The organism is Nitrobacter sp. NHB1, from assembly GCF_036964665.1.
GTDB lineage: Bacteria > Pseudomonadota > Alphaproteobacteria > Rhizobiales > Xanthobacteraceae > Nitrobacter.
Map to the genome: position 1 here is coordinate 202,003 of NZ_JBAMDA010000001.1, position 19,986 is coordinate 221,988.

The following is a 19,986-nucleotide window of genomic DNA, read 5'->3' on the forward strand; positions in this document are numbered from 1 at the left end:
GAGTCTTGTCTCATATGGGCAGTATTTGGCGGAACATTCAACCGGACGTCCCCAGCTTGTGACAATCGCTGCACCCCAGACGCTGTCCCCCGGACGCGGATATCGCGCCGTGCCGTTAGCGTTGCGTTAGAGTTGATGGCAAGATAGTCATGCGACCGGGATCAACCTTTACTTTACGGCCAGCCATGATTCGTCACATCGTTTTATTCACCGCGAAAGACAAGGGCGATATCGACAAGATGATCGACGGTCTGTCGTCTCTCAGGGCGATCCCGCATGCGCGCCGGCTCGAGGTCGTGCGCAACCGGAAGACCGATCAGCTCGGCAACGACATCGACGTTGTCGTTTACGGTGAATTCGACAGCGAGGCGGAACTCGCGGCGTATAAGGCGCACGATCTATACCAGGAGTCGACCAGGCGGGTGCGACCGCTCCGGGACTTGCGCTTCGCGGCCGACTACGATGTTCCGGCCGAGTAGAGGGTTGACTTCTGACGGTCGAATTCGAAAGGGTGTTGATCCCCGCTGGAAGCTTGCCGCGGAATCGCGCGGCACGGCTGCCGTCGTTGGTGACGGAAGCGCGACGCTTCCGCTCCGGCCGGGATACATGATGATGCACGAGATTTATACGGCAGATTTACAGGCGCTCGCAGGTCGGGGTCGTCTCCGTGCGCTGCGTGGGCGTTCGGGCATCGATCTCGCGTCGAACGACTATCTTGGTTTGGCTGAATCCGGAGAATTGCGACAGGCCACCGTCGATGCGCTGGCGCGAGGGGTGCCGGTCGGGGCCGGAGGGTCGCGCCTGTTACGCGGCAATCATCCTGAACATGAAGCGCTGGAGCGCGAAGCGGCAGCCTATTTCGGCGCCGAGTCTGCGCTCTATTTCGGCGCCGGTTATGTCGCCAACTTCGCCATCTTCTCGACGCTGCCGCAGCGCGGCGATCTCGTCGTGCATGACGAACTGATCCATGCCAGCGTCCATGAAGGCGTTCGTCGCGGCCGTGCCGACTCTGTCGGTGTTCCTCACAACGATATCGATGCTTTTGAGTCAGCGATCGTGAAATGGCGTGAGGCCGGCGGCAAGGGCCGGCCATGGTTGTCGGTTGAAAGCCTCTACAGCATGGATGGCGATAGCCCGAACCTGGCTGAGCTGTTTGCCATCGCCGATCGTCACGATGCGATGGTTGTGATCGACGAGGCGCATGCGACGGGCGTGCTCGGGCCGCAGGGGAGGGGGCTTGCCGCGCCGTTCGAGGGCCGCGACAATGTCATCACGCTGCACACCTGCGGCAAGGCGTTGGGGACGGTCGGCGGCTTCATTCTCGCGCCGACGATCATCCGCGACTTTCTGGTTAATCGCGCACGCCCGTTCATTTTTGCCACCGCGCCATCGCCCCTGATCGCCGCGGTGACGCGTGTAGCGCTCGAAATCTCCCGGACCGATCCCGAGCGTCGGGAACGCCTGGCGCGTCTGGTGCAGTTCGCGGGAGGCGAACTGCGTCGGCGCTGCAATATCGAACCATCCGGCTCGCAGATCCTTCCGGTGATCGTCGGCCCCGATCAGGCGGCGGTCGCGCTGGCTGCGTCATTGCAGCGCAGAGGTTTCGATGTTCGGGCGATCCGTCCGCCGACGGTCCCCGAAGGCACCGCGCGGCTTCGCATCGCGTTGACGCTCCATGTCGATGAGGCGATCGTCACTGAGTTGTTCGCGGCTTTGGCCGAAGACATGCGGATAGCTGCGTGAGTACGCGGATTATTGTAACGGGCACGGATACCGGCATCGGCAAGACGGTTTTCTCGGCGGCTCTTGCCGGCGCTCTCGACGGATTTTACTGGAAGCCGATCCAGGCGGGGCTGGACGAAGAAACGGACTCGCAAACTGTGTTGCGGTTGTCGGGCCTTGCCGCCGGGCGCGTGTTGCCGGAAGCCTATCGGTTGCGGACGCCGGCGTCGCCGCATCTCGCCGCCGAGCTTGACGGCGTGACCATCGAACACGAGGCGCTGCATATTCCGGAGAAGGACCGTCCGCTGGTGGTCGAAGGCGCCGGCGGTTTGTTGGTGCCGCTGACGCGCACCATCACCTATCTTGACGTCATGGCGCGGTGGCGCGTTCCGGTGGTGCTCTGCGCCCGTACGGCGCTTGGCACCATCAATCACAGTCTGCTGTCGATCGAGGCGCTGCGCGCGCGGGGCGTTGCGATGCTTGGCATCGCGTTCATCGGCGAAGAGAACGTCGAATCCGAACGGATCATCACCGAGATGGGCAAGGTGCGGCGTCTCGGCCGTCTGCCGCCTGTTGCACCGTTGACGCGCGATACGTTGCGCGACGCTTTTGCCGGCGGCTTCGCTATCGGTGATTTTCTGAAAGGACCGGCCTGATGACGTCGCCATCTCCGGTGTGGCACCCGTTCACCCAACATGCGGTACAGCCGGAGGCGATACCGATCGCCAGGGGCGAGGGCGCATGGCTCGAAACCGTCGACGGCCGGCGCATTTTTGACGCGATTTCGTCGTGGTGGGTGGTGACGCATGGTCACCGTCATCCGCGGATCGTGCAGGCGATCAGGGATCAAGCCGATCGTCTCGATCAGGTGATCTTTGCCGGCTTCACCCACGAGCCGGCCGAAAAGCTCGCGCGGCAGCTCATCGCGATGACGCCGCCGGCGCTCGAATACATCTTTTTTTCCGACAGCGGCTCGACCTCGGTCGAAGTCGCGCTGAAAATGGCGCTCGGCTTCTGGCGGAACCGTGGCGAGCCGCGCAGCCGCATCCTGGCGCTGGAAGGGGCCTATCACGGTGACACGATCGGCGGCATGTCGGTCGGCGAACGCGGCGTCTTCAATGCGCCTTACGATCCGCTGCTGTTCGATGTCGAGCGGATTCCCTTTCCCGCTGAGAGCCGCGAACAGGCAACGCTGGATGCGATAACGGCGGCGTGCCGGAACACCGGCGTCGCGGCGCTGATCGTCGAGCCGTTGATCCTCGGCGCCGGCGGAATGCTGATCTATCCGCCTTGGGTACTCGCGGAGATGAAGCGGATTTGCGAAGCCCACGGCGTTCTGTTTATCGCCGACGAAGTGATGACGGGGTGGGGCCGCACCGGAACGCGCTTCGCCTGCGAGCAGGCTGACGTGACGCCCGATATCGCCTGTTACTCCAAGGGTCTCACCGGCGGTTCGCTGCCGCTGGCGGTGACGTTGTGCCGCGCGGACATCTTCGATGCGCATTACTCAACGGACCGCAGCAAGACCTTCTTCCATTCCAGTTCCTATACAGCGAACCCAATCGCCTGCGCGGCCGCTTGCGCGAACCTGGAAATCTGGAAAAACGAACCGGTGATGGAACGCATCGCCGCCGTGGCGCGCGCGCAAACGCACGGCCTCGATCGCTTTCGTGAGGATCGGCGCTTTACCAACGTCCGTCAGATTGGAACCATTGCCGCACTCGATCTCGCCACCGATGACGCCGGCTATCTGGCCGGCATCGGACCGCGGCTCTATAACGAATTCCTCGGGCGCGGGCTGCTGGTCCGGCCGCTCGGCAATACGATCTACCTCATGCCGCCGTACTGCAGCACGCCGCACGAACTCGACCGCGTTTTCGATGCGATCAGAGAAGTTGTCGACGGGATCGGATAACCGGGCGAAAGCCGTTTTGCCACCCGACGGTGGTCGCGATCAAAAGATCGACCACCCATGGCTGCCTGCGACCGCTGCGAAGACGGTCGCCAGACTGAGCCCGAGCAGAATCCAATGCGCCCGGTGCAGCCATGCAAAGGCAACGTCCGGCCGCTCGGTCGCCAGCCGATGGAAATGGCGCTGCAATATAAAAGGCTCACCGATGAAGAGCACGAAGGTGAACAGCAGCCAAAGGCCCACCATGGCGTCCATCCACCAGAAAGCCGGCATCCGAAACCGATTCCAAAGGTCGAGCTGCCACGTCATGTAGAGGCCGCTCAAGCCGACGATGATGACTGACGCGCGGGCTTGCCAGATGAAACGCCGCTCGATCGCCTCGAACGCCTTCAGCCAGTTCTGCCCAAGATCGCCGCGCCGGAGCGCCGGCAAGGCCACCGTTGTCGCCATCGAGACGCCGCCGATCCAGACCACTACGGCAAGGACGTGCAGGGCACGTGCGACGATGATGTCATTCATGAAGCACCTGCTGCCCTCTTTGGCGACTGTCGGCTTCCGCAAGCTGTACGGCAACGCCATTCGCCCGGGGTTGCGCAAACGCAATTTGCTGTCCTTTTCTGCAAGGCCGCATTACTGTTCGCGAATGAGCAAAGTTCCGCCTCTGTCCCGGCAGGTCCTTTCAAACCTTGAGCTCTTTCGAGGATTGCCGGCGGCAGCGCTCGATGATGTCCTTGCCTCTGCCAGCACCCGCCTTTTTGCTCGCGATTTTCGTGTGTTCAACCAGGGCGAAGCACGCGTGCGCGCTCATGTCCTTATCGATGGCTGGATCAGGATTTCTCAATCCGGCAGCGATGGAGCGCAGATCGTCGTGCGCTTCATCGGACCGGGCGACATTTTTGGCGCAATCTCCTTGTTCACCGATCAGCGCTATCCTGCCGATGCCGACACCTTGACGGATGCAACCGAGGTTAGCTGGAGCGACAGAGCTTTGCTCGACCTGATGAACAACCACCCCGAGATAGCCATCAATGCCGTCCGCATCGTCGGCCGTCGGCTTCAGGAGATACAGCATCGGGTTCGCGAACTTGCCACTCAGCGCGCGGAGCAGCGCGTGGCTCATGCGTTATTGCGACTGCTCCGTCAGGTGGGCACCACGACCTCCCGAGGCATGGTCATCCGCTTTCCGCTTCGTCGAAAAGACATTGCCGATATCGCCGGAACGACGCTTTATTCCGCGAGCCGCATTCTGAGTGCCTGGGAAAGAGCCGGCTGGCTAAAGACGCTCGACCGGCGCATTGCGGTCGAAAGTCTCCCGGACCTGATGCGGATCGCAGAGGATGAGAGCGGAAAGGACATCGCGCCATTACCGCCGTCGATCCATGAGCCAGGTCGAAGCTCATCATAGAAAACCATCCCTTCCGAATCCGATGGCCGGAACGGCCGTGAGATCGTGCCTTTGCGAACGGGGCGGCAGCCGCTCGGGTCATCCGTCATATCCTGTAACGAGGCCTGATTTTTCGGCGGAAACGCCCTTCTCTTCGACGAAAGTGACATTGACAGACTGGGGCGAAAGGCCTTGGTGTAGCGGTACCCTGGTCGGCGCCGGTTAACGGGCGCGCCAGCAGCCTACTGCCAGATTCGACCCTGTCAGATTCGACCTGTCAGATTCGACGATGAGTGAAATTGCACACGACACTTTTTGGGAGGATCATGCGCGATGAAGAAGATTTTTGAGCAGGAATTCAATGCGGCGGTATCGCGCCGGTCCCTGTTGCAGGGCAGCGCGGGCCTGATCGGTGGCTTGATGCTGCCGGGTGGTCTGATCATGCCGGCCTTCGCCGACGACAAGCCGGCGATCGGCACATGGCCGGCCGGTTCGGCCGGTTCGTCTGTGACCATCGGCGCGGCGGTGCCGCGCACCGGCACCTACGCCGTGCAGGGCGAGGACGAACTCAAGGGTTGGGAACTTGCGGTTGAGCATATCAATTCGGGCCACGAGTTGATGAAGAAGTTCGCGCCGAAGCTGAAGAAGGGTTTGCTCGGCAAGGAAGTGAAGCTGGTTGTCGCGGACTCCGGCGCCAAGCCGAACGAGGCCGTGCAGGCGGAGCAACGCTTCATCAGCGAGAACAAGGTCGTGCTGATGACCGGCTCGACCTCGAGCGCGGTCGCGGTCGCCCTCAACAAGCTGGCGCAGCGCGAGCACGTGCTCTATGTCGCGGGAATCTCCGGCTCCAACGACACCACAGGCAAGGATTGCGTGCGTTACGGTTTCCGTCAGGGCTTCTATGGCCAGACGGCGGCGGCGGCGATCGCTCCGGTGCTGATCAAGCAGTTCGGCAAGAACAAAAAAGTCGCCTATATGACGCCGGACTACACCTACGGTCACACAGTGACCAAGTCGATGCAGGACATGACCAAGGATGCCGGCTGGACCACCGTGACCAACCAGGTCTCGCCGCTCGGCGCGCCGGACTATTCCTCCTATCTGCTCAACGTCGCCAATTCGGGCGCTGACATCCTCATCAACGTCAACTGGGGTCATGACGCAGTGCTGTCGATCCAGCAGGCCAAGCAATTCGGCGTACTCGACAAGATGAAGCTGGTCGTGCCCTATCAGGTGCCATTCCTGGCGCGCGAAACGGGCGGCCTGATGACCGGCGTCTATGCGGCGACGGACTACTGGTGGACCGTGGAGGACAAGTATCCGCTCGCCAAGATGTTCAACGAGTCGTTCAAGAAAAAATACGGCTATAATCCGGAATGGGGCGCCGAAAACTCCTATGTCAGCTTCGCGCAATGGGCGCACATGGTCGAGGAAGCCGGCACCTTCTATCCGCCTGATGTCATCAAAACCTACGAAAAGGGCGAGACCATTCCCTCGCTTCTCGGCGACGTCCACTACCGGCCGGAAGACCATCAGTGCGTGCGCCCCGTGATCATCGTCAAGGGCAAGGCCAAGAAGGACATGAAAAACGACGAGGACTGGTACGACATCGTCGAGATTGTCCCCGGTGAAGGCATCATCCAGAAGCCGGATGCGTTCGGCTGCAAGCTCGGCGACTACACCTGATCGAAAAAAGCCCTGGCGCCGCGGATGGGTCAAGCGCTACCGCGGCGCGGGTTGCATACGTTCATAGTGTGCGTCTTGCGAGCTATATTCCGTTTTCAAGCGTACCGTGCGATTGAGCTGCATGAGCAACTGGCCACTTTTTGTTTCGCAACTTTTCAACGGGCTGGTGCTCGGCGCGCTGCTGGCGCTGATCTCGTCCGGCCTGACGATCATCTACGGAACGCTCGGGGTTCTCAACCTTGCGCACGGCGCAATGTTCATGCTCGGCGGCTACGCCGGGTATGTCGCCTACACCTATACGGAGTCCTTCATCGTCGCCGTCATCGCCGGATCGCTGTTCGTGATGGTGGCGGGAGTCGCGATGGAGCGGATCATCATCCGCCGCTTCTACGGCCGGCCGGACGAAGACCAGTTGCTGGTGACCTTCGGCCTCGGCATCTGCTTCGTCGAGGTCGTGCGCCTGTTCTTCGGCAGCCTGTCGCTGACCGTGCCGCCGCCGACGATCTTCTCCGGTATCACCTCGCTCGGCTTCATGTTCTATCCGACCTACCGGCTGGCGCTGCTCGGCATCATCGCGGCGGCGCTGCTGGTCCTGTTCCTCGTCCTCTACCGGACGCGGCTGGGTCTGATCGTGCGGGCCGGAATCGAGGATTCGGTGATGGTGTCCTCGCTCGGCATCGACGTCTATCGCGTGTTCATGGTGGTGTTCGGCATCGGCGCGATGGCGGCGGGCTTCGCCGGCATCGTCAACGCGCCGGTGGTGTCGCTGACGCCGGACATGGGCGAGGCGATCCTGGTGCAGACCTTCGTCGTGGTCGTCATAGGCGGCGTCGGGTCGTTCCCCGGCGCTATCATCGGCGGACTGATCGCCGGCGAGATCATCAGCATCACCTCGATGATAAATCCTGGCTACGCCTATATCATGCTGTTCGCGGCGATGACGCTGGTGCTGCTGCTGCGGCCGCACGGTCTGCTCGGCGCGCAAGGCCGAGGCTGACACGGGGCCATCATGCTCAAACAGCGCCCCCTCGTCATCGAGACTCTCACGGCTCTCGGCCTGATCCTCGCGCCGTTCATCCTGCCGCACCTCGGCTTCGCGCCCAACACCATTAACCGCATCCTGATGTGGGGGCTGTTCGGCATTGGATTCGATATCCTGTTCGGCTTCACCGGGCTGCTGTCGTTCGGCCAGTCGGCGTTCTACGGCACCGGCGGATTTGTGGCGGCCTATCTGTTGACCCGGGCCGGATTCCCGCATGTGGTGGCGTCGCTGTTCATCGGCATGGTGGCGGCTGCGGCGGTCGGCTATCTGGTCGGGCTGATCGCGTTGCGCCGCACCGGCATCTATTTCGCGATGATTACGGTGGCGATCGCGGAAGTGTTCTTCTTCGTCGAGTTTAATCCGCTGGCCCATTGGACCGGCGGCGAGAACGGCCTGCCCGGCGTGCCGACGCCGCATTTCGATCTCGGATTCGTCGACATCCAGTTCAATACGAACTGGTCGCTCTATGTCTTCCTCGCCTTCTGGTATTTCCTCGGCATCGTCGTGGGGCTGCGCATCGTGCGCTCGCCGGTCGGCACCATCCTGCGGGCGATTCGCGAGAACCCGATGCGGGCGTCGGCGGTCGGCCACAACATCCATTCCTACAAGCTGACCGCGTTCGTCATCGCCGCCGCCTATGCGGGCTTCGCCGGCGGCCTGCTCGGCGTGATGCAGGCGTTCATGCCACCCGACGCCTTCATGTTCCACACCTCGGCCGAACTCATCATGATGACGGCCATCGGCGGCACAGGCACCTTGTTCGGCACACTGGTCGGAGCGGGAGTCTGGCTGTTCCTGCAGGACTTCCTGCAGTCCGCGCTCGGTCTCGGAGCGGCGTGGAAGCTGGTGCTCGGCATTGTGTTCGTGCTGCTGGTCTGCTTCCTGCGGCACGGCATCATCGGCGGCATCGCCGATCTTTACCGCCTTGTCGTCGGCAAGCGCGCCCTTCGGGAGCCGGTCGCGGCGCCGGCCAGCGCTTTGACGGCCGAGGAAGAACAAGTGGCTGCGGAGGCCGAGGTCGCGAAGGAGCCGGACCCGTTTCCGATGGTCCCGGTCCATCGCGCGAGCGACGGTTATTCCGGCCCGATCCTGCAGGCGACCGGCCTGACCAAGCGTTACGGCGGTCTCCTCGCCAACAGCGACATCGATTTCACCGTCAACCATGGCGAGTTGCGCGGCATCATCGGCCCGAACGGCGCCGGCAAATCGACGTTTTTCAAGATGTTGACCTGCGAAGTCGCGCCGACGTCGGGCAAGATCGTGTTCGAAGGGCTCGATATCACCGGGATGAACGTCACCGAGGTCTGCCAGCTCGGTCTGACCAAGAGCTATCAGGTCAACCAGTTGTTCTCCGCACTGACCGTGCGCGAGAATCTGACCATCGCGGCGCTCTCGGAACTGCGCGGCAAGTTCCGTCTCGACATGTTCCGCAGTCTCGGCAGCATTCCGGGATTATCCGAACAGGTCGAACGCACGCTGGAACTCGTCAATCTGACGACGCGGCTGGACACGCCGGTGTCCGAACTCGCCTACGGCGAAAAGCGCCGGCTGGAAATCGGGCTGGCGCTGGCCACCTCGCCAAGCCTGCTGCTGCTCGACGAGCCGCTCGCCGGCATGAGCCCGCGTGAGCGCGTGGAAACGGTCAAGCTGCTGAAGTCCATCAGCAAGGGCCGCACCATGATCATCATCGATCACGACATGGATGCGCTGTTCGAACTTGCCGAGCGCGTCACGGTGTTGCAGGAAGGCCGGGTGCTGGTCGAGGGAACGCCGGACGAAATCAAGAACAACGCTGCGGTCCAGGAGGCCTATCTCGGGGGCGTGAACGGAGGGCTCGTCGCATGAGCCTGCTCGAGGTCAACGGTCTGAACAGCTATTACGGGGATTCCCATATCCTCTTCGATGTCTCGATGCGTGTCGAGCGCAACGAGGTCGTGGCGCTGCTCGGGCGCAACGGCGCCGGCAAGAGCACCACGCTGAAGAGCCTGATGGGCGTGGTCACGCCGCGCGCCGGCAGCGTGATCTTTGACGGCACCGACGTGGCCGGCCGCAAGAGCCACAAGATCGCGCAGGCCGGGATGCAACTCGTGCATGAGGAGCGCCGCATTTTCGGCAGCCTCAGCGTCGAGGAAAACATTGTGCTCGCGGGGCTGACGGCCCCCAAACGCTGGCCGCTCAGCCGCATCTATGAGATGTTCCCACGGCTGAAGGAGCGGCGCAATAACCGCGGCAACGAACTGTCCGGCGGCGAGCAGCAGATGCTGGCGATCGCGCGCGCACTGATCCGCGATCCCAAGATCATCCTGCTCGACGAGCCGTTCGAGGGGCTCGCGCCGGTGATCGTGAAAGATCTCATGAAAGCCTGCCGCGATCTGGCCGCCGCCGGTCAGACCATCGTGCTGGTGGAGCAGAACCTGGCGGCGACGCTCGCGCTCGCCCAGCGCATCTATATCATCAACAACGGCCATATCGTGCATGAGGGGCCGGCCGGGGAACTCAAGGCGCAACCGGACATCATGCAACGCTATCTCGGCGTTTAGCTACCAGGGGAGCGACGCCGTTCTTCGAGCGGCTATGCCCGACGATGACGATGATCGAGATGTTTCCGTCGGGCGGGAAACGAGCTACCCGCCGAGCGCGGCGATCAGCCGTGCCGCGTGATTGTCGAGCACCGCGGCATCCTCTTTCCGGCTCTGGGGCGGCAGCAGGCCGATCCCCGACCTCATCGGCATGACGTGCATATGCAGGTGAAACACCACCTGTCCGCTGGCGGCTTCGCTGAACTGCTGGACGATGATGCCTTCCGCATCGAAGGCCTTCATGGCGGCGATCGCGATCGTCTTCGTGGTTCGTGCGACTTCTGCTAAATCGTCCGCTGAAATGTCGAGGATTCCGCGGGCAGGGGCTTTCGGGATCACCAGCGTGTGGCCCGGCACGCGCGGCATGATGTCGAGGAACGCGAACGTGCGTGCGTTTTCATAGACCTTGAAGCAGGGGAGTTCGCCGCGAAGAATTTTCGCGAAGAGGTTCTGATCGTCGTAGGCCGGCACCGTTCCCACCATGTTTGTCCCGGGTTGCTTAAATTCGCGTTTGGCTTGTCACCGCATTTCGCACGGCAAATGCCGGACGCAACCAGTTTCCTGCGGGTTCGCCGCGCGCGGAACGAGATGTCCACCTCGCCGGCCCACTTGCGCTGGTCTCAAACCACGAGCCGGGGCTGAAAGCTACTCTCGGCTGCGCGATCGCTCCACCGGTTTTGTCAGGCCAAGCTGGCTGATCCGCTCGCGGGTGAGTTGATCCCGCGCGCCTTCTTCGATCAGCAAGCCAATGAACGCCAGCCGCTTCGATTCGTCCGTGGCCTCGGCTAGCAGGTTCCGATAGCGCTTGTAGTCGTATGCCTTGTCCGGCTTATCCATGGATGCGTCTCGCAGATTCTTCCTGTCGTTGCGCCAATCCTACGCGTGTCTTTGTAATCGCGCCACGCGCTGTGCACAGATTCGGTCGGTCAGCGCCGTCAAACGCGGACGCGGTTCCCGCGAGCACCAAAGTAGTCAATTGCAGGGATGCGGGCGGCCGTCCTGTCCGCGATAGGAGGCGGCGCTCTGCTTGCAGCGCACGCGGTCCGGTCCGTCGTAATAGGCGAAGGGTTGATCCGGCGTGACGGCGGGTCCGTAATTGTGGAGATAGATATCGGTCTCGGACGAATGATGTTGGTGGTATTTGTGGTGGTGTTTGTGGTGATGAGACCGCGCCAGCGCGGGCACTGAGACGGCCATCGAAACCACCGCGGCCGCTGCCAGAATCCTCAAAGTCATCATCGGGCCGATCTCCTGTGGTGCGGATGGGCATGGCGGGTGCCCTAGCGTGTGGATTAAACCGGAATTTGTTGCGGGTCGGTTCCATGTTCGGGCCGGCCCCAGCCGCTGTCAATGGCCGTTGTCAGTCTCCGCTCGCCGGCTGGGTGCTTGAGGAACGCAGGCCCCCCTCCGATGGACGTCACGAATGGCACGCGGGCCGCAACAAGGCGGTCGAATTTGACGCTCCCCCGCGGTCGTCGGCAAAAGGGGTATTGGCCCGTATTCCCGAGCATTGACGGGCGCGTGCGGGCGCGGGACAACCCTGCCAGATCATGATATTCGACCCTGAACCCCCATTAAGAATTTCCCCGAAAGGATCCAGGATGACGCTGCACACAGGACGGCATTTTCTCCAGATTCCAGGCCCCACCACTGTGCCTGACCGCGTGCTGCGGGCCATCGATATGCCCGTCCTGGATCATCGCGGTCCTGAATTCGCGGTGCTTGGCTTTGAGGTGCTTGCCGGTATCCAGCGAATTTTCCGCACCAAGCAGCCGGTCATCATCTATCCGTCGTCGGGCACCGGCGCCTGGGAAGCCGCGATCGTCAACACGCTGTCGCCGGGCGACAAGGTGCTGATGGCGGAGACCGGTCAGTTCGCCACGCTGTGGCTCGGGATGGCCGAGAAGTTCCGGCTGGACGTCGATGTGCTGCCGACCGACTGGCGCCGTGGCGCACCGCTGGACCAGATCCAGGAGCGGCTGAAGGCCGATCGGGAGCACAAGATCAAGGCCGTCATGATCGTGCACAACGAAACCTCGACGAGCTGCGTCACCTATCCGCTCGAGGTCCGCAAAATCCTCGACCGTGCCAAACATCCGGCGCTGCTGATGGTCGACACCATCTCCGGCCTCGGCTCGCTCGAATACGAGCATGACGCCTGGGGGATCGACGTGTCGATCGCGGGTTCCCAGAAAGGCATGATGCTGCCGCCGGGCCTCGGCTTCAATGCGCTGTCGGAAAAGGCGCTGGCTGCCTCGAAGGCCAACACCTCGACGCGGTCCTACTGGGACTGGCACGGCATGATTGCCAACAACAAGCAGGGCTCGTTTCCCTTCACGCCCGCCACCAATCTCCTTTATGGCTTGAAGGTTGCGGTCGCGATGATGGAGGAGGAGGGTCTGGAGAACGTATGGGCCCGCCACAAGCGTCACGGCGCTGCAACACGGGCCGCCGTGAAGACATGGGGACTGGATCTCGTCTGTCAGGATCCTCATGCCTATTCGCCGGCGCTGACCGCCGTCATGGTGCCTGAGGGTCATGCGGATGCATTCCGCACAGTGGTACTGGAGAATTTCGACATGTCGCTGGGCGCTGGGCTCGGCCAGCTCAAGGGCAGGGCCTTCCGCATCGGCCATCTCGGCCATCTCAACGACCTGTCGCTGATGGGAGCGCTGGCCGGCATCGAGATGAGCCTCGACCTTTTCAAGGTGCCGCATCGCTCGGGCGGCGTCATGGCTGCAATGGAGGTTCTCAAGGAACGCCCCGTGATCATATTGCCGAAGTCGCTGTTGCGTGGTCCAAGTGTTCGCGCGTGAGAATAGTGGTAGCCGCGGCAGTCGGTTCAACGCGAGCCGCAACTGCTTCAGACTTTATGGCAAAGATTCGCATGACAGGAGCGGGAGGCAACATTAGTTATCATAAGAACCAGCCTTGGCTGATGTGTCTGTTGCGATCGTCTGTCACAATTTGGCTCGATCGGTGGTGCTATTCTGGCAGCGATGACTGCCTTTTCTCGATTGCGATCTCCTCCGAGCCAAAGCTTGTTAACCCCGCATACGGTCAATATTCTCGTGACCGACCTAACCGCCGGCTATTCTGCGCCACCGTCATCCTGACCGCGCTTGCCGACCGGCATCGGTGCCCGGGATCGCCAGTGATCGACATCAGTAGCCCATGCCTTGCGCCATGTGAAGCTGTGCCGCTCTGCGGTGGGGTCCTCCTGGCTGAAGCTTGAGATGCTGCCGTGACGGGTTAATCTTGCTCTGGCTGTCGTCATCGGTGCTGAGGCGCGTTTTCACATCGGGGCGGAAGTTTTCGATTATGACGTCTGCCTTTTCGGCCAGCCGCTCGAACGCCGCGACGCCTTTTCTTCAAGTCGGCGTCGTCGCCGGCTCGTTGCGTGCCGGTTCTGGAAATCCGGGTCGTGGCGCGGCGCCGAGCTGCTCGCTGCCGGCGGCTTCGTTCGGACCCCTCGACCTTGATGATGTTGGTGCCCAAATTGGCCACTTGCCTCACCGTCGTCCGTGCCGAACCGGCACTGGTGAGGTCGAGGACGGTAAAGCGAGAGAGGGACTGGGAGGCGCGGGAAACGGGCATTCAGGCAGCTTCGGTCGCGTGCTTTTGTCTGCCGGCAGCAGCTGGATTCGCTTCATTCCGCAAATCAAAGGACCGGCCGAGTCACGCCAACTCCGCAATACCTATGCGGCCGTCACGGCAACCGGCGGCGGTTTGCGAGCCTTCGAAATCATGCCGCCAGCAATGCCGACACCAAGCACGTAAATCCAGCCCTCGACGTAGTCGGAGAGGTGCGAATTGAACAGGGAGTCGAAGACGTTCTGGCTGACAACGATGATGCCAAGCCAAGATATCCAGCGCATTTCCGGGAACATCAGAAAATGAACGATCCACATCGCCCACAACAAGATGATTCCGATCACACCCCACTCGATCGCGAAATAGAGCGTCTGGTTGTGGGGATTGGCGACGATCTGATCGTCGATTACGGTTTTTCCGATTGCCTCGTGCTCGAAAAGGCCCCGTATCGAGCCCGTGCCGTGACCGGCGAGCGGAGCGCTGCGGATGAACTTGAGGGCTTTGGACCAGTATCCAAGTCGAAGGCCGACGGACGTCGTCTCGCTGTTGTTCGACGTGTATTGCTGCTGAATGCTGTCGATCCGCTCCCGCAGGTTGGGTGCAAGGAACCAGGTAAGCACCGCGACAACGGCGATCGCGAGATACAGAACCAGCACGCGGCGCCATGCCACGTATCGCAGGGTCGATATCAGCAGAAGGATGGGAAGCGAGACAAGGGCCGTGCGGGATGACGCAACAACGGCCATGTTGAGGAAGAACCCGATGCTGAGCAGGGCGAATCCGACTGCTGCATAGGGGCGCTGCCTTTGCCACATCACGATCGCCAGCGCAGCTGCGCCGAAAATACAAAGTACGAATTCTACGCCCTGGGTGATCCAGTTCTTGACGGGGACGCCGGGAATCTTGTCCGCAGTCATGATGACGCGCGGCTCGAACCAACTGAGCCACGACAGCGCAAGCAGAACGCTGCATGACGCGAGGAACGCGAGAAAGACTTTCAGTCCTCTCTCCGACCGCTCGAACTGATACATGAGTAGAGGGATTGCCAGCAGCTTGACCATCGATCCGGCGGCATGAACCCGGGCTCCCCATGCGGCATCGGTCCAAAGCATCCCGACCGCCGCGAGGCAGACCAGTGCGATGGGCAGCCAGCTTGCCGGGCGGCGAAGCTGGGCCTTGATCTGCTGCACGTCGATCACGGTTACAATCGTGATCAGCCAAAGCACGGTAAACACGCCGAAGATCGTGGTGGACCACGGCAGCGAGATCGCCATCAGGACGGCAAGGTGATCGGCTATCCGGGATCGGCGTGGAACGCTGGTCCAATCAGCCGTGAGTTGGTTCGGGCGCATTAAATGCTCGCTGCAAAATCTAGGGTGCCTTACTCGATCCGGATCGGACTATGACATACGTCGAGCCGTTGGAATAAGCTGCGTAAAAAGTACAAGCAAGGTTGTGAGCCAGCCGACTTGGAGGCGCTCCTACGAGGGAATGGACGGGCAGCGATTATTGATATTTGGCACTAACAAAGCTAACAAATCGCCTTGAAAAGGCGGCTTGTCCGCGCACGGATTGAAATTATTTTGACCCCTCTCGCAGCATCATTTGTGCACTCGGCCGCTCAATTCAGAGACAGGACAGCCCTTTGGGTTGCCGGTCAGGATTATACCTACGGCGACTTGCACCATTTTGCATCATGTCTGGCTGGCGGACTTCCGGCCCCCTCGACGGATGGCGTTGAAACGTGCGCAATCTTTGCTCACCGCAGTCTTGTTGCCTATGCGGCCATCGCCGCGTGTCATCTGGCGCGATATGCCTATGTCGCGCTGACACCCGCGCAGCCCATCGGCCGGTCGCGGTCGATCGTCGCGCAGTCTCAGCCGGCAGCGATCATTGTCGATGCGAAATGTCTGAAAAACCTGCCGCAGCTTTTACAGGGAATAACACGATCAGTAGTCATCCTGCTTCCTGATCAGGATTCAACTCCGAATTGGGCAGTCGATTTTCCGCAACACCTGTTTCTGAACAAGGGGCAGTTGATATCTCCAACGAAGCCGTTGCAGGGCAGCGGGCGCGATCTGGCGTATGTCATGTATACCTCCGGCTCAACCGGCGAACCGAAGGGAGTGATGGTTTCCCATGGGAACGTTGCGGCCTATGTACGCAACGTCGTTGATTACTATTCCTATACCGAGGCGGATCGATTCATTCATCTGCCTGAATTGAACTTCGATCTCTCGGTGCACGATCTGTTTTCGGCGTGGGCCGTGGGGGGCAGCTTGTATTGCATTCCGCAGGATGAAGTCCTGATACCGGATGGTTTTGTGAAGCGGCACCGGCTGACCGCCTGGACCTCCGTTCCTTCCGCTGTCGCGATCCTCAAGAAGTTTAATAAGCTGCATTCCGATGCCTTCGAGAGCCTCAGGTTCAGCATGTTTTGCGGTGAGCCATTCCCGGGCGCATTGGCTGCGGACTGGATGGCTGCGGCCCCGAACTCGCGCGTTGATAATTTTTACGGCCCCACGGAAACAACCGTTGCGGTTACGGCCTATCCATGCGCGCGGGGGACCGACTTCTCGGTCTTGCCCCTGGGTGAGCCGTTTGCGGGACAGGAGGTCGTTATTTGCGATGCCGACCTCAATCCCGTAAAGGATGGCGACATTGGTGAGCTGTTGCTGGGCGGCACGCAGGTATCGGCCGGATACTGGAATCGGCCCGATCTGACCAGGGCTCAGTTTGTCGAGAGGCGTTTCCCCGGCCTGTCGAGCAGCCGCTGGTATCGGACCGAAGATCTCGTCTGCAATGAAGCGGGCGGCGGTCTGATTTACAAGGGGCGAGCGACACGACAGATCAAAATCCATGGATACCGTGTTGAGCTCGGAGAAATTGAGGCCACGCTGAGGAAATTCAGCGGAAAGGAATTTGTCGCTGTTGTTCCTGTTCACGGCGGTGCGAACGAGGTCCTTTATTTGTCCGCCTTTGTCGAGCGGCTTACTTCTGAGGAGGAACAGCTCGTGAAGGCTGAAAGCGCGAAGGTGCTGCCGAACTATATGATGCCGCGGTATATCTTCAGCATTGATGAGATGCCGCTCAATCCAAACGGAAAAATCGATTATGCCGAACTCGGACGGATCAATGAACGACGCATCAAAATCGGAAGCTGACCTGACCTCCCTGATCCTCGGCTATCTTCGGCAGGCAGCTCCGGAGCAGGCTGCCAGCCTCACGGCCGACGCGAAGATTCTGGAAGTGATCGATTCATTCTCTTTCGTCGAGATGTTCGGATTCCTCGAGGCGGAAACCAAAGCAGCGATCGATCTCTCGACGGCTGAACCGAAGGACCTTGAAACGGTGCAAAGCTTTGCACGGTTTCTGAGCCGAACCTAGATGCCGACATTCCTGATCACGGGCGACGGTCATCCCGCCTATGCGGTGTTGAAAGCGGTCCATGAATTGTCGGGAGCTTCGGTATCGGCCTTCATTCCGGGATCGTCTTCGGCCGTCAAGGCGAAGGCCTATGCGGACAGCCATGGCATACGCATTCTGCCGCGCACGATACTAACGGGCAAAGAACCGCTTCCGGTTGGCTCGCGTGCCGACTGGCTGGTCAATATCAATGGCACTACGATTATTGCTTCTGACATCATCGGTTTATTTCCCGGACGAGCGATCAACATGCATCCCGGCTTGCTTCCGCAATATGCGGGCCTGCACTGTCATCAGTGGGCGATCCGCAATGGAGAATCGGTTCAGGGTCTAACCGTCCATGTCATGGACGCGGGGGTGGATACCGGCCCCATTCTGGCGCAGCAAACCATCCCCATCCAGGCTTCCGACACGGGTCTGTCGCTGTTCATGCGCACGATGGAAACGGGAGCGCAACTGTTGATCGGTGTTATCGAGCGCATTGCCGCGAACGATGCTCCGCGGGCGATCCCTCAGGATCTGTCGCAGCGAACTTTGTATCGTCACAAGGATGCGCTCAACGGTGAAATCGATTGGAGTTGGGGCGCGCGCAGGATTTGCGACTTTGTACGTGCCGCAAACTACGAGCCGCTGGTATGCCCGACCTATACGCCGGCGGCCGTCGTGTCCGGTGTGCCTCTGGTGCTCCGCGCCTGCGACACCGCGCAAGGCCGAAACCGTGTCGCGCGTGGCGTTTTGGCAGTTGCCGAAGGCAGTCCTGTCATTGGATGTGGCGATGGCGAGGCCGTCCTTGTCAGGCGCGCAATGCGGCAGGGGCGCGTCATGACCCGTGATGATTGGCAGAATCTGGCTGGTCCCGGACAATGATCATCCGCGCAGTGGAACAAGGCGACGTTGATGGCATAGCCCGCGTTCACGAGCGTGCATTGCCTTGGTCGATCAATGGCCGTCTGGGTTATTCACATTTGAAGATCATGTATGGCAGCCTTCTGAGCGGCGCGGATTGCCTTGGCTATGTCGCGTTTCATAAGGATAAAGTTATTGCGTTCCAGATCAGCACGACCGACTGGGTGTCGGCGCGCAAGCGTCTTGCCAATATCGGTTGGCGAAGCAAGTTGCGCGTTGTGGGTACATGCCTGTTGCACCCCTACGATCTGTTCGCGCTGTTCGAAGCGGTGTTTTTGATCCCCGGCGCATTCCGGCGTACGAAGGTCAAGGCTGAAATCATGGCGTGGGCGGCGGAGCCCGGTAATCCCATTGCCGCCATAGGCGCTCAGCGATGCCTGATCGCTTCGATCGCCGAATTGGCGCGCCGCGGCGAAACCAGGTGCCTTGGCCAGATGCAAAAGCCGAACGAGCGCCCGATGCAGATTCTCAACAAGCTGTCGCCTCGCGTTTATTCCAAGTATATTCGGAATGATGTTTTGATTTTCGACTGCGCCGAGATTGCGAAGACGGCGGTTTGATAACCAATTTCCGGCTTCGCGCTGTTTCCCATCTGGAGGCACTATGGTTGACGGAAGTGGGTCGCGCCGGGTCGCTCTCATCACTGGCGTGACGGGGCAGGACGGCGCATATCTGGCCGAGTTTCTTCTTGGGAAGGGTTATGTCGTTCACGGCGTCAAGCGCCGGTCGTCCTCCTTCAATACGGCGCGCGTGGACCACCTCTATTCGGACCCGTTGGCGGGCGAAGTGCCGTTCCTGCTGCACTATGGGGACATGACGGATTCAACCAATCTGATCCGCCTCATGCAGCAGATTCAGCCGACCGAAATCTATAATCTTGCCGCGCAAAGCCATGTCGGCGTCAGCTTCGAGAGCCCGGAATATACCGCCAACGCCGACGCGATCGGTGTGTTGCGGATGCTGGAAGCGATCCGGATTCTCGGCATGTCGGATAAAGTGCGGTTCTATCAGGCTTCGACCTCGGAGCTATTCGGCATGGCGCAGGAGGTGCCGCAATCGGAAACCACGCCGTTCTATCCGCGTTCGCCGTATGGTGTTGCGAAGCTTTATGGTTACTGGATCACCGTCAACTACCGGGAAGCCTACGGGATATATGCGTCCAACGGCATTCTCTTCAATCATGAGAGTCCGATCCGGGGTGAAACGTTCGTCACGCGCAAAATCACGCGCGCGGTGGCGCGGATTGAAATGGGTCTGCAGGAGACGCTGTATCTCGGCAATCTCGAAGCCAAGCGCGACTGGGGACATGCCAGGGATTTTGTCGAGGGCATGTGGAAAATCCTCCAGGCGGATCAGCCGGACGACTACGTGCTGGCGACCGGGGAGTGCCGCTCGGTGCGGGAGTTCGTGGAAATTGCTTTCGCCGAGATCGAGCGCCGTATTGAGTGGCGGGGCAGGGGGGTCGACGAAACCGGTATCGATGCAAAGACCGGCGCGACCCTGATCCGGATCGATCCTGTCTATTTTCGTCCGACCGAGGTCGATCTGCTCGTTGGCGATGCGTCCAAGGCACGTGCCAAGCTGAACTGGAAACCAACAACGACCTTCACGCAGATGGTGCAGGAAATGGTTGCGAGTGATCTGAAAGCGGCCAGGCTCGAGCGTGCACATGCGCACTCGCTCTGATGACGGTTTGTCCAACCAGCCCCGATAAAGATCGTGCCTTACGCCGGAT

Annotated in this window: 20 protein-coding genes and 1 pseudogene; 15 read left to right on the forward strand and 6 right to left on the reverse strand. The window is 60.8% G+C overall.

All coding sequences use genetic code 11. From position 1 onward, the window contains the following. Positions 1-185 precede the first annotated feature (185 nt). The 4 genes from V4R08_RS00965 (at position 186) to V4R08_RS00980 (ending at position 3,637) form a co-directional block, all read left to right on the forward strand. Positions 186-479, forward strand: a complete 294-nt coding sequence (locus V4R08_RS00965) for a Dabb family protein (protein WP_041358180.1) — start codon at positions 186-188, stop codon at positions 477-479. 133 nt (positions 480-612) lie between these two features. Further along, positions 613-1,743: an 8-amino-7-oxononanoate synthase gene (locus tag V4R08_RS00970; protein WP_335577621.1), complete on the forward strand. Its 1,131-nt coding sequence runs from the start codon at positions 613-615 to the stop codon at positions 1,741-1,743. Further along, positions 1,740-2,378 carry a dethiobiotin synthase gene (gene bioD / locus V4R08_RS00975; protein WP_335577622.1) on the forward strand — a complete coding sequence of 213 codons (639 nt, stop codon included), beginning with the start codon at positions 1,740-1,742 and terminating at the stop codon, positions 2,376-2,378. The genes V4R08_RS00970 and bioD overlap by 4 nt, the downstream gene beginning before the upstream one ends. Beyond that, positions 2,378-3,637, forward strand: coding sequence for an adenosylmethionine--8-amino-7-oxononanoate transaminase (locus V4R08_RS00980; RefSeq protein WP_335577623.1), 1,260 nt, complete (start codon positions 2,378-2,380; stop codon positions 3,635-3,637). The genes bioD and V4R08_RS00980 overlap by 1 nt, the downstream gene beginning before the upstream one ends. Before the next feature lie 39 nt (positions 3,638-3,676). Here V4R08_RS00980 and V4R08_RS00985 read toward each other — a convergent pair whose 3' ends face one another. Then, positions 3,677-4,153: a hypothetical protein gene (locus V4R08_RS00985; protein ID WP_335577624.1), complete on the reverse strand. Its 477-nt coding sequence runs from the start codon at positions 4,151-4,153 to the stop codon at positions 3,677-3,679. On the opposite strand from V4R08_RS00985, the gene V4R08_RS00990 reads away from it, so the two are divergent. The 5 genes from V4R08_RS00990 to V4R08_RS01010 all read left to right on the forward strand — a co-directional run bounded on the left by V4R08_RS00990 (position 4,152) and on the right by V4R08_RS01010 (position 10,286). Then, positions 4,152-5,039, forward strand: coding sequence for a Crp/Fnr family transcriptional regulator (locus V4R08_RS00990; RefSeq protein ID WP_335577625.1), 888 nt, complete (start codon positions 4,152-4,154; stop codon positions 5,037-5,039). The two genes, V4R08_RS00985 and V4R08_RS00990, sit on opposite strands and share 2 nt — an antisense overlap. Positions 5,040-5,351: 312 nt before the next feature. Continuing rightward, positions 5,352-6,704, forward strand: a complete 1,353-nt coding sequence (locus V4R08_RS00995) for a substrate-binding protein (RefSeq protein ID WP_335577626.1) — start codon at positions 5,352-5,354, stop codon at positions 6,702-6,704. A 121-nt stretch (positions 6,705-6,825) separates the two neighbouring features. Further along, positions 6,826-7,701, forward strand: a complete 876-nt coding sequence (locus V4R08_RS01000; RefSeq protein WP_335577627.1) for a branched-chain amino acid ABC transporter permease — start codon at positions 6,826-6,828, stop codon at positions 7,699-7,701. Positions 7,702-7,713: 12 nt separating this feature from the next. After that, positions 7,714-9,591: a branched-chain amino acid ABC transporter ATP-binding protein/permease gene (locus V4R08_RS01005; protein WP_335577628.1), complete on the forward strand. Its 1,878-nt coding sequence runs from the start codon at positions 7,714-7,716 to the stop codon at positions 9,589-9,591. Further along, positions 9,588-10,286, forward strand: a complete 699-nt coding sequence (locus V4R08_RS01010) for an ABC transporter ATP-binding protein (protein ID WP_335577629.1) — start codon at positions 9,588-9,590, stop codon at positions 10,284-10,286. Before V4R08_RS01005 ends, V4R08_RS01010 begins: the two co-directional genes overlap by 4 nt. Before the next feature lie 84 nt (positions 10,287-10,370). On the opposite strand, the gene V4R08_RS01015 is transcribed toward V4R08_RS01010, so the two are convergent. The 3 genes from V4R08_RS01015 to V4R08_RS01025 form a co-directional block, all read right to left on the reverse strand. Beyond that, the gene (locus tag V4R08_RS01015) at positions 10,371-10,808 is read right to left on the reverse strand and encodes an HIT family protein (protein ID WP_442935608.1); all 438 of its coding nucleotides are present in this window, start codon (positions 10,806-10,808) and stop codon (positions 10,371-10,373) included. A gap of 162 nt (positions 10,809-10,970) precedes the next feature. Next, positions 10,971-11,162, reverse strand: a complete 192-nt coding sequence (locus V4R08_RS01020; protein ID WP_335577630.1) for a hypothetical protein — start codon at positions 11,160-11,162, stop codon at positions 10,971-10,973. Positions 11,163-11,297: 135 nt separating this feature from the next. Next, complete coding sequence (locus V4R08_RS01025; protein ID WP_335577631.1) at positions 11,298-11,564, reverse strand: hypothetical protein; 267 nt, start codon at positions 11,562-11,564, stop codon at positions 11,298-11,300. Between the two features lie 362 nt (positions 11,565-11,926). On the opposite strand from V4R08_RS01025, the gene V4R08_RS01030 reads away from it, so the two are divergent. Further along, positions 11,927-13,141, forward strand: coding sequence for a pyridoxal-phosphate-dependent aminotransferase family protein (locus tag V4R08_RS01030; protein ID WP_335577632.1), 1,215 nt, complete (start codon positions 11,927-11,929; stop codon positions 13,139-13,141). A gap of 348 nt (positions 13,142-13,489) precedes the next feature. Here V4R08_RS01030 and V4R08_RS18180 read toward each other — a convergent pair. Both V4R08_RS18180 and V4R08_RS01035 read right to left on the reverse strand, forming a co-directional pair. Then, positions 13,490-13,681 (reverse strand): annotated as a pseudogene (locus tag V4R08_RS18180) (CoA transferase); the annotation flags it as partial. A 342-nt stretch (positions 13,682-14,023) separates the two neighbouring features. Next, positions 14,024-15,271: an O-antigen ligase family protein gene (locus tag V4R08_RS01035; RefSeq protein WP_335577633.1), complete on the reverse strand. Its 1,248-nt coding sequence runs from the start codon at positions 15,269-15,271 to the stop codon at positions 14,024-14,026. A gap of 192 nt (positions 15,272-15,463) precedes the next feature. On the opposite strand from V4R08_RS01035, the gene V4R08_RS01040 reads away from it, so the two are divergent. From V4R08_RS01040 to gmd, 5 genes are read left to right on the forward strand one after another with little or no spacing between them, the layout of a single operon-like run. Then, positions 15,464-17,083, forward strand: a complete 1,620-nt coding sequence (locus V4R08_RS01040) for an amino acid adenylation domain-containing protein (protein WP_335577634.1) — start codon at positions 15,464-15,466, stop codon at positions 17,081-17,083. Further along, positions 17,055-17,306 carry a hypothetical protein gene (locus V4R08_RS01045; protein WP_335577635.1) on the forward strand — a complete coding sequence of 84 codons (252 nt, stop codon included), beginning with the start codon at positions 17,055-17,057 and terminating at the stop codon, positions 17,304-17,306. Before V4R08_RS01040 ends, V4R08_RS01045 begins: the two co-directional genes overlap by 29 nt. Next, positions 17,307-18,212 carry a methionyl-tRNA formyltransferase gene (locus V4R08_RS01050; protein WP_335577636.1) on the forward strand — a complete coding sequence of 302 codons (906 nt, stop codon included), beginning with the start codon at positions 17,307-17,309 and terminating at the stop codon, positions 18,210-18,212. It abuts the gene before it with no gap. After that, positions 18,209-18,811 (forward strand): hypothetical protein, encoded by a 603-nt coding sequence (locus tag V4R08_RS01055; protein WP_335577637.1) that lies wholly within the window; start codon positions 18,209-18,211, stop codon positions 18,809-18,811. The genes V4R08_RS01050 and V4R08_RS01055 overlap by 4 nt, the downstream gene beginning before the upstream one ends. 43 nt (positions 18,812-18,854) lie before the next feature. Beyond that, entirely contained in the window at positions 18,855-19,937 is a 1,083-nt protein-coding gene (gene gmd, locus V4R08_RS01060) for a GDP-mannose 4,6-dehydratase (RefSeq protein WP_335577638.1), read from the forward strand. The last annotated feature ends 49 nt before the right edge of the window (positions 19,938-19,986 follow it).